The organism is Salinicola sp. NYA28a (assembly GCF_976982775.1).
Map to the genome: position 1 here is coordinate 25,039 of NZ_OZ334582.1, position 14,558 is coordinate 39,596.

The following is a 14,558-nucleotide window of genomic DNA, read 5'->3' on the forward strand; positions in this document are numbered from 1 at the left end:
GCGGCGGCTGCATTCGACGACCGAGTCGAGACAAGAGGAAAGCGACATGATCGTAGTCACCGGCGGGGCCGGCTTCATCGGGGCCAATCTGGTCAAGGCACTCAACGCGCGCGGCCACCAGGACGTCATGGTGGTCGACGATCTCAGCGACGGCACCAAGTTCGTCAATCTGGCGGACTGCACGCTGGGCGATTATCTCGACAAGGACGATTTCCTGGCGAGAGTGAAGGCCGAACTGTGTGGTGAGATACGAGGCGAGATCGGCGGTCTGCCGCCGATCGAGGCGATCTTCCACGAAGGAGCCTGTTCGGATACCACCGAATGGGACGGCCGCTTCATGCTGGAGAACAACTTCGAGTACTCCAAGGTGCTGCTCGAGTATTGCCAGGCCAAGCGCATTCCGTTTCTCTACGCCTCTTCCGCCGCCACCTACGGGGGCAGCGAAGTGTTCGTCGAGGACCCGGCTCACGAGAAACCGCTCAATGTCTACGGCTACTCCAAGCTGCTGTTCGATCAGTACGTCCGCGCGCGCTGGGACGATTTCGACTCGCAGGTCGTGGGCTTTCGCTACTTCAATGTCTATGGCCCGCGCGAGCAGCACAAGGGCAAGATGGCCAGTGTCGCCTACCACCACCACACGCAGGTCCAGCGCGGCGAGAATCCCAAGCTGTTTGGCGCCTGGGATGGCTATGACGCCGGTATGCAGAGCCGCGACTTCGTCTATGTCGGGGATGTGGTCGACGTCAACCTGTGGTTCCTGGATAACCCCGAGGTTTCCGGCATCTTCAACCTGGGCACCGGACGCGCCGAGCCGTTCAAGGCGATTGCCGAAACCGCCATCGATTTCTATTCGCGCAACAAAGGGGTCAAGAGCGAGATCGAATACATCGACTTCCCCGATGAGCTCAAGGGGCGCTACCAGAGTTATACCCGTGCCGATATCGGCCGGTTGCGCGACGCCGGCTATACCGCCGAGTTCAAGACGGTAAGCGAGGGCGTTTCCGCCTATCTGGAATGGCTGAATGGCTGATTCCGCGGCGGTCAATGCCAAAGCCGGGCCGCGTCTTCTCGTCGTCGGCCCCTCCTGGGTCGGCGACATGGTCATGGCGCAGAGTCTGTTCATCACGCTCAAGCAACGCCACCCGGACGCGACGATTGGTGTGCTGGCGCCGGGCTGGTCGCTACCGATCCTCGAGCGCATGCCGGAGGTCGACGAAGCCATTGCGCTGGACGTGAAACATGGCGAGTTCGGCTGGAAGACCCGGCGCGAGGTCGCACGCTCGCTGAAAGGACGTTTCGATCACGCCATCGTGCTGCCGCGTTCGCTGAAGTCGGCGCTGGTGCCGTTTCTGGCCGGCATCCCGCGCCGGACGGGCTTCACCGGCGAACAGCGCTACCTGCTGCTCAACGACCGCCGCAAACTCGACAAGGCGGTCCTGAATCAGACCGTTAAGCGCTTCGTCGCACTGGGGCTCGATGCCGAGGAAGCCGCACGCGGCAACTTCGCCATTCCCCATCCGCGACTCAGCGTCGACTCTCGGCAGCAGAGCGAGCTGCGGGAGTCGCTCGGGCTGGGAGAGCGTCCCGCCATCGGCATGATGCCGGGGGCCGAATACGGGCCGGCCAAACAGTGGCCGCTCGAACATTTCCGCGAACTCGCCGAATCCCTGATCGGCAAGGGATATTCGGTCTGGGTCATGGGCGGGCCGAAGGACGCCGACGCCGGTGCGGTCATTACCGAGCGTCTCGAACACGCTCACAATCTGTGCGGCAAGACCCGACTGGCGGACGCCGTCGACCTGCTCGCCGCCTGTAAGCAAGTGGTCACTAACGACTCCGGGCTGATGCACGTGGCTGCAGCCGTCGGCACGCGGATCCAGGCGCTATATGGCTCGTCGTCGCCGATCTACACGCCGCCGTTGACCGACAATGCCGAAATTCATTATCTAGGTCTTTCCTGCTCACCGTGTTTCGAACGTACTTGCCCGCTGGGGCATCGCAACTGTTTGAAGCAGATGATGCCTGGCAGAATCGAGCGGGCGATTCAGGGCTAACCGGCAGGCAGGGCTGTCGGTCCGGCTGGCCATTGTCACACTGATCGAGAGCGACCATGCCGTTACTGACTGCTAGACGAAAGCGCAAGTTGCGGTCGGCACTTCGTTTTCTGCGCTACCGAATGAAGAACGTATGGTCCTCCCGCCAGATTCCTTCGAGCGGCGAGCGACTCATCATCTCGCTAACCACCCATCCGCCCCGTATACGCCAAGTCTTTGCCACGCTGGAATCTCTCTGCGAGCAGGATATCGACGCCTTCGATGTCCATCTCTACCTCTCCCGGCGCGACAAGGAAGCCGTCGGCGACCTGCCTAAGTCACTCCAGCGCCTGGCGCAGCGTGGTGTGAAGGTCGTCGTGACCGACGCGGATTACCGTTCGTACGATAAATTGCTGCATGCGCTGGAGGCATATCCGCAAGCGACGATCATTACCGCCGACGACGATATGCTGTATCCCTCGGGTTGGGCGCGGCGTCTGATGGATGGCGCGAGTCGATTCCCCGGCTGTATCGTCTGCCATCGTGGCCATATGCTCTGCGAGAGTTCGCCGGGCTCGGGTGAGATTTCCTATAAAGAGGTCAGGACCCGTCAGGATCCGGGCGCCACGCGACCCAACTTCGCATTGATGCCGACTGGTAGTGGTGGGGTGCTGTATCCGCCAAGGGTACTGGACCCCATGGTTTTCGACGCCGAAGCCTTTCAGGCCCTGGCACCCAACGCCGACGATATCTGGTTCAAGATGGCTTCTCTAAAGGCGGGAACTCGCTGCGTGCGGGTCAATTCACGCAATGTCGACTTCCTATCCACGCCAGCTTCGGGGGAGTCGGCCTTGCATGAAGAAAACGTCAAACGCGGCGGAAACGACAGGCAGTTTGCCAATTGCCTTGCTCGCTACCCGGAGCTCAAGTCGCTGATCTTCGAGTCTCGCGACGATCGATCGGGCGATGACCCGCTACATACATAGAACGGTGAATACATGTCCCAGAGAGTTCTGCTGGTCGTACGCAAACTGAGTATCGGCGGCATCGAGCGTGTCACTGTCAACCTGGCCAACGTGCTGGCGCGAGAGGGTCACGACGTCCATATACTGGTGCTCAAGGGCGGGTACGAACTGGCACCGGACCCCGCGGTGACGGTCCACCGGGTGGATTTCGACAAGGCCTTTCGCAAGACGGGGCTGGGACTCGTGTACGACCTGTTCACGCGGGCATTGTTGAAACCGCTTCTGCCGGGTTCGGGATTCCTGTGGCGGGGCTGGTATGGCGGTTCCTACCTTGAGCGCTTCGTGGCCAGGCTCGAAAGGGAACATGGCCCGATCGACCGTGTCATCATGCGTGGACAAGGCGCTTTCGAGACGGTCTGGTCCTGGCGGGATCCACGTCTATGGCAGGTAACCGTTTCCTGGCCTGGCGATTATGGCAGCCGGCTCAAGGGGATATATCTGCGCAAGCTATACGAGGATAAGCAGGTAATCTGCAATACGCCCAACGTACGCGAGCAGCTCGAGCGTCAGCTAGGGCACTATGGTATCCGGCCCAAACGCTGGGCCACCATCATGAACCCTTGCGACATCGAGGCCATCCGCCGCCAGGCCGATGAGCCTGTCGAGCTGCCCGCCAGGCCCTTTATCGTCCATGTCTCTCGACTGTCCGACGTCAAACGTCAGGAGTGGCTGATTCGTGCCTATCTGAAGGCCGATATCGAGGAAGATCTGGTCATCGTCGGCGACGGCCCCAAGCGTGAAAGTCTCGAAAAACTGGTCGACGAGCTTGGCGCTCGCGAGCGCATCCATTTCATCGGCAGTCGACCCAATCCTTACCCTTGGATGAAACACGCTCGACTTTTCGTGTTGAGCTCGCGCAGTGAAGCGTTCGGTATCGTGCTGGCAGAAAGCATGGTCTGCGGCACGCCATGTGTCGCCGTGGATTGCCCGGGTGGCGTGCGCAACGTGTTGATTCATGATCAGGCCCGATTGATCGCGGAAAATTCTATAGAAGGACTGGCCGTGAAGATTCGTGAAGGGATGAAGAATCCGCCATCGATCGAGGCGGATCCCGAGCTGATTGAGCGTTTCCGTGATACCCGCATCATGCAGCAATTCCTCGACTTGCCAACGACCTAGACGGAGCCATGTCGACACGAAGAGCCGGATACGGGATCATTACAGCTAATTGCATAGCATGCTTATGAGAGTGGTATGCTATGCAGCAGAAGAACAGCGTTTGATAATTCCGCTTTTTCTGTACTCGAACGTGTAGGCTTTCATGGTGCGCGCTTCACAAAACCACTCGCCTTCTCCTCCGCGCCTGCCCGTCGAGGATGTAGCGTTTCGCGATTTGCTCGACCCCCGCATGAAGTGGGGGATCCGGCGTGCACGTCTGCAGGCGAGTTTGAAAGCGGCTTTTCAGCGCAGCGTTGGCGAGACAGTGGAAGAGTCTCTGTTTCGGCGCTGGGCCACCGGAAAGGCAGGCTGTCGGTGGGCTGAGCGCCGCGGCCTGCCACGGCGATCGATCGAAGCGAGATTGGGGCAGGCGTTAATCGTGCACGTCGATCCCCGTGCGCTGATTCGCGACTTCAATGCCAAGGGAATCGGTGGCAAGCGCCCATCGTCTTCCGCCTTCATCTGGGACGGTGAATGGGATCAGAGCCGCGGCGACCTGCGTCGCGGCTCTCGCTATCGCTTCATCAGCGATCTCGACGAGCACAGGGACGATCTCAGCCAGACCGAGCGCTTCCGCCAGTACCGTTCGCGGCTCGAGTCGGGGTATCCCTGGTCTTCCTATCAACAGGGCATTCTGCTCGATACGGAAGAAAAGATAATGGCCTACCTGCGGACCTATCTAGGCTTTCTCGACGATATGGCGGCTCACGGATTCAATGCCGAGCTGGGGAAAGACGATCTGGGTGTCGCGGTCACCCGTGACGGCCGGCTGCTCAAGATCAATCGCGGCCTGCACCGTTTGGCGATGGCTCAACGCCTAGGCCTGGCATCCATCCCCGTGGTCGTTCGTGCCGTCCACCGCGACTGGTGGGAGCGCGTGGTCGAAGGGGAGCGAGGGGAGACGGCACTGGCTCGAGTCGCCGAGGCGTTGCAGCACACCACCCCCGAAACCCGGCCGGGCGAACGGGATCCTGGCGAGGACCTGGGGCCCATCGAGTGGCCGGCGCCGCGCCACCCGGACCCATGTGCGGACGGCCTCAGTTGACGCCGTTCCAGAGCCGCTCCTGCAGAAGATTCTCGCTGCGCATGCGCTGATTCATTTCTTCCAGCGAATAGCGCTCCACTAGCGTCGGGGTCGACGAGAACAGCGATACCCCGAGTCCGGCCCGATGATCCGGAATGGTGTAGTTCATCGCTTCCAGTAGCGTCGGCAGCACATCCACCATGCTGGCTGGCCGTTCGATGACGCGGGGGCGCAGGCCGTTGCCCAGCATCATCAGGGTGTTTTCCCGCTCCTCGGCAATCAGATCCTCCCATGCCGAGTTCTTCATCGAGAGGTGATCGCTGGCCACCACGATCAGCGTGTTGTCCAGCAGCCCTTCGGACCGTAGCCGCTCGATGAAATTCCTGACCAGCCAGCCGGTACATTTGATCGAGTAGAGGATATCGGTCCCGTCAAAGGGGCCCTGATTGTCGATGCAGGATTGCGACGGATTGCCGAACGGCGGGTGACCGGCCAGCGTCAGCCCGAAGAAGGCGTAGGGCTTATCGCTGTCGTGCAGGCGCCGGATACGTTTCTCGGCCAGGCCGAGCAGCGTGTCATCATAGAGCCCCCAGTCGTTGAGGTAACCGGCGGGGGCCTGGTCTTCCAGCTCGTCGCGACCCAGCGCCGTATCGAAGCCGTGGCCCTGGTAGAATTTCGCCTTGCCGGCAAATTTCGTGCTGGCGCCGCCCATGTAGGTCAGGTCGTAACCTCGTTCGTGGAGCAGGTCGCCGAGACAATTGACGCCGGGAAGCACGTCCGACAACGGCTCGAACTGGTTGTCGTGCATCAGTCCCGCCGGCATCAGCGGCACTCCGCATTGGCTGGCGACCATGCCGGCCATCGTCCAGCCCGTGTTGTCGAGCTGCTTGACGCCGTGAAAAACCACGCCTTCCTTGCCCAGCTGCGCCAGATCCTCGTAAGCGTTACCGAAGCGTTGGGTATCGCTGTAGGTACGCTCGGTACTCTCCATGTAGATATAGATCAGGTTTGGCGGCTGGCGTGGCGCGGCGACGATTTCCGGTGGCCGGTAGCGGTCGTTGAGCCAGGACTCGTCGTCGTCGATCGCCGAAGCGCCACGGAGCGACAACCCGAACAGCAATGGGTTGAATGCGAGCAGAAACAGACTCAACACCCGCTCCCACAAGCGCCAGCGATGGTCGGCCCGCACCAGCCAGGTCACCGCCATCAGCATCACGATGGCCGCTATCGTGTAGATAACGCCGGCGATCTGGCGGTCGGTACTGCCGTTCTCCTCGATGCCGGCCTGCAGGTGAAAGATCACCGCGCCCAGGTCGAGTTGTCCGAAACTGTCGTCGAGATAGATATAGACCCACCACAGCATCAAGGGCAGCAGCGACCATGGCCACGCCTTGCGCTGCGTGGCGCGCTGAGAGACATGACCCCAGTGGAAGTGGTAGCCGATGGCGAGCCAGCCCAGCGTGATGGCGACGGGCGTCCACCATGGCAGTACCCAGACCACCATGATGGCGTAACCGATGCAGAGGCCGATGTAAGTAAGCGCACACCAGCGCCGAGTGTTACGAGAGATGGTCATGACGCGCTTCGATCCGTGAACGTCGTGTTCTACCGGTGCCGGGTCCGGGCACCGCATGAGGAGTCGTTATGACTCTATCATGACGAATCCAAGACAAGCAGGTTATCGACGAGTTCCCGGCGCTATCGTGAACTTCGCAATGCCAGGTCATCGGCATGGCGTTCCATGGCGAGCTCGATCAGGCGTGTCACCAGCGCCGGATAGGTCATGCCGCTCGCCTGCCACAGCTTGGGATACATGCTGATGCGGGTGAAGCCCGGCAAGGTATTGATCTCATTGACGACGACCTTGCCTTCCGGCGTGAGGAAGACATCGACCCGAGCCAGGCCGGCGCATTCCAGCACCTGGAACGTGCGCACCGCGAGCTCGCGGATCGCCTCGCTGGCGTCAGGATCGATATCGGCGGGGACAGCGATCCTGGCCGCATCGTCGTCGATATACTTGGTGTCGTAGGAGTAGAAGCCGCCCTCGACCACGATCTCGCCGCAGACGCTCGCTTCGGGGGCATCGTTGCCCAGCACCGCGCACTCGATTTCGCGCCCGACGACAGCGGATTCGACCAGCACCTTGTGATCGAATGCCAGCGCCAGCGCCAGCGCCTGCTGAAACTCGGTCGCGTTCTCCACCCGGCTGACGCCGACCGACGACCCCTGGTTGGCCGGCTTGACGAACAGCGGCGTGCCCAGCTCGTCGTGCAGGGCATCGAAATCGGCGCTGGCGGCCGTGCGGCGAGTCAGGGTGACGAAAGGCGCCACCGGAATGCCGGCATCGCGCAGCAGGCGCTTGGTGACGTCCTTGTCCATCCCGGCAGCCGAGCCGAGCACGCCGGAACCGACGAAGGGCAGATTGGCCATGCGCAGCAGCCCCTGCAGCGAACCATCCTCGCCCAGCGTGCCGTGAACGATGGGGAAGACCACGTCCAGCTGGTTCAATGCACCTTGAGACGCTTCGGTGGCGATCAGCTGCCGGTACTCGCGACCGGGCACCAGAGCGATATCGCCGACGGACGGGTTGAGCGCAATGCGTCGAGGGTCGTCGGCATCGAGCAGGAAGTCGGCCGCATCGTTGATATGCCACTGGCCCTGCTTGTCGATGCCGATGACTGTGACCTCGAAACGCTCGCGATCCAGCGCATCGACGATGTTCCTGGCCGACTGCAACGACACTTCGTGCTCCGCCGATTTGCCGCCGCAGATGACGCCAACCCGAATCTTGCTCATAGTTCTGCTCCACTTCGCTAACGATCTCGACGCCGCTCGGCTGCGGCCTGTCGGGCGTCATGATGCCACGTTCCCGCCGTGCAAGTATTGTCTGGGCGAGTCGGTTACCGCCTGCCTCGCCCAGCCGGCGAATCAGCAGTCAGCGAGGCGGCGATAGAGGGCGAGATAGGCCACTGCCATGGCCTCGGGCGTGAACGACTCGAGGCGTGCCCTGGCGGCGGCGGACAGTCTCTCGCAGCGTGCGGGATCTTCCAGCAGCGCTGTGAGCGCCGTTGCCAGCGCGTCCGCATCACCGGGGGGCACCAGCAAACCGCTGACGTCGTTCTCGATCAGATCCGGAATGCCGTCGACATCGCTCGCCACGATCGGCACGCCGTGATCCATGGCATCGAGCAGCGTCGAACCGAGCCCTTCGTTGCGTGAAGGAAACGCGAACAGCGTCATGATCTCGAGATAGTCGCCGACGTTCGGCTGGAAGCCTTCCCAGATCACGTTATCCAGATCCGCACTCTCGGCCTTCAGCGCTTCGCCATCGGCGCCATCGCCGAGCAGCAGGAAGCAGGCGTCCGGATGCGTCTCGCGCAACTGCCGCGCCGCCTCAAGCAGTACCCGCTGCCCCTTGTGGCGATCCACCAAAGCGCCGATATGGCCGATCACCCGGCGTCCGGCGAAGCGCTCGCGCAGCTTCGTGACCTCGGTCGGATCGCTCGGCTGGCCGGAAAGCACGCTGGGAATACGGACGACCGGGCACCAGTCCCGCTCGCGCAGATGGGTTTCGATCACCGAGGAGATCGCCACGGCGGTCGCCGCGCCGCGATAGGTCCAGCGGTTGAAGCGCTTGTCCTTGACCGGCTGCGGGACACGACGGGTCAGGATATATGGCGTGCCGCGCAGGCGACGTTCGATCCACGCCCAGTGCACCGCCTTGGCCTCGTGGGCGTGGGTCAGGCTCGCGCGCGGGCGTTGGGCATGGCCGGCAAGCGCATGATCGGCGTCGATCAATTCGATATCCATGCCGGCCAGCGCTGTACGCATTGGCGAGTCGCGCCGGCAGACCAGGCTCTGTTCGATGCTGCCCTGTTTATTATCGTCGATTCGAGCCAGTGCCTCGATCAGCAGCAGCGTCTGGCGCTCGCCGCCACGGAAGCCCCGGGCGAGATTGACGTGACGGATATGCAGCGGTTCGCGTGGCATCGGCTCACCAGATCCGGTCGAAGTCTTCGGCGTCGCGAACCTTCGCGTCGCGTTGGAATTCGAGCAGCTTGGCGTATTTCAGGTAGGCGTTGACCGCCGCCGACAGCGCGACGGAGACGCCATCGAGCCCGCCGAGGAAACCGCGCTGGAAAACGTATTTGCGCACGAAGGCATTGGCGCCATGCAAAAACGGTGAGAAGGCGTTGGCCCGCTTGCCCTTGAGATACATGATCTTGGCGGCACGATTGGAGAAGCGGCCGCTGGCCTTGCCGAACAGTTCGCCCAGATTGGCGAACGAATAGTGTTCCAGATCGGCGTCCAGGCGTCGCGGATGCGTCGCCTGGACGGAAGCGTGCTGACGGCTGTCGGAAAATTCGGTGCGATCGCGATCGAAGAGCCGAATGCAGTAGTCCGGATACCAGCCGCAATGGCGGATCCAGCGGCTGCCGATGAAATTGCGGCGACGCAGCGCGTAGGCGTCGTGGCTGCCGGCTCCGTTCGCCTGGACATCCAGATCGAGCGCCTGGATGGCCGCCACGGCGTCGTCGGTGAGCCGCTCGTCCGCATCCAGCGACAGCACCCAGCGGTGGCTGGCGGCACGCGGGCCAACGTTCTTCTGCGGGCCATCGCCCAGATAGGGCTGGTGAATCACGCTGGCGCCGAACGCCTCGGCCCGGGCCACGGTGTCGTCGCGGGAGCCGGAGTCGACGACGATCAGTTCATCGCACACCCGCTTCAGCGAGGCCAGGCAGGCCTCGATGTTGTCGGCTTCGTTGAGCGTAATCACTACGCCGGTGATGGCGGCCATGAGCGGTCCTGTATCGTCGATGGATAGGCCTATCGAAAACGACAGCGGGCGTCGCGACCCGCTTCGTCGCGACGCCCGGTGATCGGGCTCCGAATAGCGCCTCGGGCATTGTAGCGCTGACAGGGCTATCGATAGAACTGACGGAACCACTGCATGGCTTCGAACACCGCCGGGGAGAATTCGGCGTCCTCGATCGGCTTGAGCTGTCGATCGACGATATCCCACTGCCCGGTGCCGTCGACCACGGTAATGCGATCCGGCTCGATGATGCCGTAATCGATGTAGCTGCTGGACTGAACCCAGGGGTGATCGATCCCGGGGGCGAGAAGATCCTTGCCCATGGCGTAGTCGGAGAGCGGGTTGGTGCAGCCCAGGGCATGTCGCATCAGCATCGGCGCGACGTCGAGATGACTGGTCATGCCCTCGACGCGGCCGGGCTCGACGCCGGGGCCGTTGACGATCATCGGCACGAGGACCTGCGGCGAGGCGAAGTTGCTGTTGTGGCCCCAGTAGTTTCTGCCGAAATCGTTGAACGACTGACCGTGGTCGGCAGTGACGACCAGCATCGTGTCGTCCCACTCGCCCTTGGCCTTGAGATCGGCGATCACCCGGCCGAGCAGTTCGTCGTCGTAGTGGACCGAGTTGCGATGACGATTGAAGTAGGGCGTTGGATCGGTATCGGGACCGAGGTCGAGGTAATCCATGCCGTTGGTCGAAGGTTGATACGGCTGGTCGGCGCCCTCTGGCACGTCGTAGCCATGGGGCGCGTCGTAGAACAGCATGCCGAACCAGGGAGCGTCGTCCTTCTGTTCCTGCTGATCGAGCCAGTCCAGCCAGTCCTCGGTCATCTTCTGGTCCCGGCCCGCCGGCGACTCCCCCGGCGTACTAAGTCGCAACGGATCGACCGAAGAGAAGATCGTGCGATCGAAGCCGACACCATCGAGGCTGGCCGACGAGAAGATGCCCAGCGCATAACCCTGCTTTTGCAACTGGGTGATCAGCAGCGGCGGCGTCTGGGTGTCGTCCAGATAGGCGTAGTAGTTGCCGGTGAGGCCGTAGAACAGGCTCATGGTGCCGTTACGGGTGGCATTGCCGCCACTGTAGTGGTCGAGGTAGCGCCGACCGCTGTCGTTCAGTGCGGCATAGAGATTCGGCGTGTTCTCGGGGCCATACTCATCGGCGCGCCAGGAGTCGATCAGCACCACCAGGACGTTGGGCGGATCCTCGGCCTGGCAACTGAGCGGGTTCTTGGGCCAGTCGAGATTCTGTGCCTGCTTGGTGTCGATGTCGGCACGTTCGGCGCGAGCCGCGCGGGGATCCAGCCAGCCGTGCTTCTCCATGAAGCCTTTGGCGGTGGCCGGGAACAGCAGCGGATAGATGCCGACCTGCTGGGTCACGCTGCGCTGATAGCGGGCGTCGGCGACGATATGCAGTGCATGGCTGGCGATCAGCGTCACCAGGATCGTGCCGCAGGCGAGCCCTGCCGGCAGCCGCTGGCCGCGCCTGCCCACGATCAGACGATGGGCAAGCCAGCCTTCGAGTGCCAAGGCGACAGCCACGCAACCTACGACCACCAGCCAGGTGGAGGTGGCGAAACTGAAGATCTCGCCGTTCTTGTCGTTCAGGAACAGCGACACCATGAAGGCGTTCACATGAAAGCGATACTGGGCATAGACCACCGTATCCAGCAGCAGCGCGCTCAGACCCAGCGCACCAAGCAGCGTGGCCGGCAGCCATAGCCAGCGCGCCTTTGTCACGACGGCCAGCACGGCAAGCGGCAGCCAGCCAAGCAGCACCAGCATGCCGAAGTGGCCGATCCAGGTCAGGATCAGATAGGCGATTCCCATGGGGTCATGGGGAATCGCGAGATAGGGCACGTAACGCAGGGCGATCAGCCAGACGAGCGGTAGTTGAAACAGGGCAAAAAGCAGGGTGCTGCGCCAACGGCGCCTCAGCGTGTCTTGCATGCAGGGTCAAACCTTATCGTGATCCGCCGGAACGCTCCGATAACCATCGACGAGGGCGGTGAAAAATGGTTCCGCGTTGGCGGGTGAGAAACGCAGGAGAGAGCGCTTGAGCCGTAACAGATTGCGCTGGCGCCAGGCGCCTTCCGAGCGCAATCGACAGCGGTCGAAATCTATCAGCCAAACCTTATCGTCGGCTGAAACGAGCAAATTGCGCGCATTGAGATCGACGTGGTCGAGACCGGCATCGTGAAACCGCCGAATGGTGGCGCCGACATCGGCGAGCAACCGCGGCGAGGCACTTGCCAGGCGCTCTGCCAATGCCTGGCTCTTTGTCAGGCGCTCGGTGATCAGCGCGGCGCGATAGGTGATACCGCGGCGTACCACGATGGCTGCCACCGGCGCCGGTACCGGCAGCCCCTGTTCGAACAGGGCGCGTGTCAGGCGCATTTCACGGAAGCCGCGGGTGCGCTCGAGTCCCGTCCAGAGATAGTTGGCCTGGCTGACCTTGGCCGCCATGCCGCCACGGCGATAAGGCCGCAGCACCCACTGATGGTCGTCCACCGCGAGAAACTGGCTGGCGCCGCGTCCCGGCGCCGAGCCGACCACCAGGCCGCGTTCGGCCCAGGCATCCGGGTCGAGCCACGCTTCACCGAACGCAGGTAGAATCGGCAGGTCAGGCTGAGCGAGACGCGCAGGATCGTATAAGATATGCGCGTCTCGATGATGATAGGTCGATAACGACATGACCGATCCTTGACGTTGGGCCTGGTGCGTTTGAATCGTAGCGGGCCGGCGAAAAGAGACAGAATAGACGGCAACGAGCCGCCGGGGCGCATTGTAACCGGGCAACCCCGTCACCGCATGTCGGCGTTTCACCGCCCGGGACCCATCGAACATCGCAAGGAAGCCGTCGTGACTGAAGATTCGCAAGCGCCGTTAGCCGTGATCGCCATTCGTCAGGTGGAAAAGAGTACCGGCGCCAGTCGCAACGCTTTTGAACAGTCCATCGCACTGAAAGCGCTGGGCTATCGCGTGGCGATTCTGGCCGAGCGCGGCCGGCGCGAGCTGGCGGAAGCGGCCGGCGCCGAGCTGGTTCGGCTGAAGCGCTGGCCGTTCAAAGGGCCTTTTCGGCGCTTCTGGTTCAATCGCCGGGTGCAGGCTTGGTGTCGGCGTCATCGACCAGCCATGCTGGTCAGCCATGGCGATGTCGAGACGCCCGATGTCGTCTACATGCACAACTGCGTCCATCTCGCCAGCCAGCGCATTCACGGGCGCGATCTGCCACCGGGCCATGAAGTTGCCGCGATTCACGATCACGTGCTGAAAGGCGGCAAGTTCCGCCGTTTGGCGGTCAATTCGCGCATGATGGCTAATGATTTCCGTGATCGCTATGGCATCGACGAGTCGCGAATCGAAATCAGCTACCCCGGCTACGACCCCGAGATATTCAATCTCGAGCGGGCCACGGCAGGACGCCCGGTGCGGCGACGCGAACTGGGTATCGATGACGACACCCGGCTGATCGGCCTGATCACCTCCGGCAACTTCACCAAACGCAACGTGGCGGGATTCGTCGAGATGGCGGCCGGACTGGATCAGCGCTTGCCCGGCCGGTGCCGCTTTCTGGTCGTGGGCAAGGACGACTTTTCACCCTATCAACGCCAGGCTGAACAAGCCGGCATCGCCGAACGCTTCATCTGGCGCACTACGGTCAGTGACGTCGAGACGCTCTACGGGGCGCTCGACATATTCGTTCTGCCGGCCCATATCGAAGAGTTCGGACGCGTCTCGCTCGAGGCCATGGCCTGTGGCACGCCGGTATTGCTTTCTTCGACCACTGGCGCCGCCGAGTTGCTCGAGGCTGACCACGCCGACCTGATTCTGGAAAGTCGGGATACCAAAGCCTGGGTCGATCGTCTCGAGCGGATGCTGGAGGAGCCAAGTCTCGACTCTCTGGGTACGAACCTTTCCCACCTGGTGATTGATTACTCTTATCGTCAGCAAACGGAAAAGCTGAGAAGTTCTTTCCTGTTTTTATTCAAAGATGTCTCTAGATGACTTCGCTATTACGAATTTTTGGAAGTGGCTGTTTTAAATAGATATGTGAAAGTGTTGAAAGAGAGGCTTTGTTGATATGTGGTTGGATCTTTATTGGCGAAAAAAAGCTAGGCGCTTATTAGAAGCGTATCGTCGCTTGAAGCGTAGCGACCGCCAAGAGGCAATTCGCCAATTCGAGAAACGCTTTGGCCATCCGCCCGACTTGTCCCAGTACTTGGAATGAGAAGCTCACTTGTTACAAGCTGGATGCGGATAAACCAATTTTTCGCGATCTAGCGGACAAGCTTACGGTTAGGCGGTTCGTGACCGAGCGAATTGGTAACGAACACCTGATTCCTTTGCTTGCAAGTGGTACCACATTGACGCGTGATATGTTCGATCTGTTGCCGCCTCAGTTTGTCATAAAAGCTAATCATGGCAGTGCCATGAACAAGATCGTTCGTAACAAAAGGGATGTTAACTATAAAAACTTGAAGAAAGAAACTGTTGGCTGAC

At 61.6% G+C, this 14,558-nt stretch carries 13 protein-coding genes; 7 read left to right on the top strand and 6 right to left on the bottom strand.

Features of this window, described 5'->3' with window-relative positions:
• The first annotated feature begins 46 nt into the window (after positions 1-46).
• The 5 genes from rfaD (at position 47) to ACWHY3_RS00115 (ending at position 5,261) form a co-directional block, all read left to right on the top strand.
• Positions 47-1,030, top strand: a complete 984-nt coding sequence (rfaD, locus tag ACWHY3_RS00095) for an ADP-glyceromanno-heptose 6-epimerase (protein ID WP_448127310.1) — start codon at positions 47-49, stop codon at positions 1,028-1,030.
• Entirely contained in the window at positions 1,023-2,054 is a 1,032-nt protein-coding gene (gene waaF / locus ACWHY3_RS00100; protein ID WP_448127311.1) for a lipopolysaccharide heptosyltransferase II, read from the top strand. The genes rfaD and waaF overlap by 8 nt, the downstream gene beginning before the upstream one ends.
• Before the next feature lie 56 nt (positions 2,055-2,110).
• Positions 2,111-3,019, top strand: a complete 909-nt coding sequence (locus ACWHY3_RS00105; protein WP_448127312.1) for a hypothetical protein — start codon at positions 2,111-2,113, stop codon at positions 3,017-3,019.
• 12 nt (positions 3,020-3,031) lie between these two features.
• A complete protein-coding gene (locus ACWHY3_RS00110) occupies positions 3,032-4,177 on the top strand; it encodes a glycosyltransferase (RefSeq protein WP_448127313.1) in 1,146 nt (381 codons plus the stop codon).
• A 418-nt stretch (positions 4,178-4,595) separates the two neighbouring features.
• Complete coding sequence (locus tag ACWHY3_RS00115; RefSeq protein WP_448127314.1) at positions 4,596-5,261, top strand: hypothetical protein; 666 nt, start codon at positions 4,596-4,598, stop codon at positions 5,259-5,261.
• Here the strand turns inward: ACWHY3_RS00115 and ACWHY3_RS00120 are convergent.
• From ACWHY3_RS00120 to ACWHY3_RS00145, 6 genes are all read right to left on the bottom strand, one after another.
• On the bottom strand, positions 5,254-6,816 hold the full coding sequence (locus ACWHY3_RS00120) for a sulfatase-like hydrolase/transferase (protein WP_448127315.1): 1,563 nt from the start codon (positions 6,814-6,816) through the stop codon (positions 5,254-5,256). The two genes, ACWHY3_RS00115 and ACWHY3_RS00120, sit on opposite strands and share 8 nt — an antisense overlap.
• 122 nt (positions 6,817-6,938) lie before the next feature.
• A complete protein-coding gene (gene ddlA, locus ACWHY3_RS00125) occupies positions 6,939-8,036 on the bottom strand; it encodes a D-alanine--D-alanine ligase (RefSeq protein WP_448127316.1) in 1,098 nt (365 codons plus the stop codon).
• 132 nt (positions 8,037-8,168) lie between these two features.
• A complete protein-coding gene (locus ACWHY3_RS00130) occupies positions 8,169-9,230 on the bottom strand; it encodes a glycosyltransferase family 4 protein (protein WP_087720311.1) in 1,062 nt (353 codons plus the stop codon).
• A gap of 4 nt (positions 9,231-9,234) precedes the next feature.
• Positions 9,235-10,038: a glycosyltransferase family 2 protein gene (locus tag ACWHY3_RS00135; RefSeq protein WP_071232427.1), complete on the bottom strand. Its 804-nt coding sequence runs from the start codon at positions 10,036-10,038 to the stop codon at positions 9,235-9,237.
• Between the two features lie 125 nt (positions 10,039-10,163).
• A complete protein-coding gene (locus tag ACWHY3_RS00140; RefSeq protein ID WP_071232426.1) occupies positions 10,164-12,005 on the bottom strand; it encodes a DUF3413 domain-containing protein in 1,842 nt (613 codons plus the stop codon).
• A 6-nt stretch (positions 12,006-12,011) separates the two neighbouring features.
• Positions 12,012-12,749, bottom strand: a complete 738-nt coding sequence (locus ACWHY3_RS00145; RefSeq protein WP_071232425.1) for a 3-deoxy-D-manno-octulosonic acid kinase — start codon at positions 12,747-12,749, stop codon at positions 12,012-12,014.
• Positions 12,750-12,917: 168 nt separating this feature from the next.
• Here ACWHY3_RS00145 and ACWHY3_RS00150 point away from each other — a divergent pair, with 168 nt between their 5' ends.
• Positions 12,918-14,063, top strand: coding sequence for a glycosyltransferase family 4 protein (locus ACWHY3_RS00150; RefSeq protein ID WP_256961331.1), 1,146 nt, complete (start codon positions 12,918-12,920; stop codon positions 14,061-14,063).
• 185 nt (positions 14,064-14,248) lie between these two features.
• Entirely contained in the window at positions 14,249-14,557 is a 309-nt protein-coding gene (locus ACWHY3_RS00155; protein ID WP_087721123.1) for an ATP-grasp fold amidoligase family protein, read from the top strand.
• Position 14,558 lies beyond the last annotated feature (1 nt).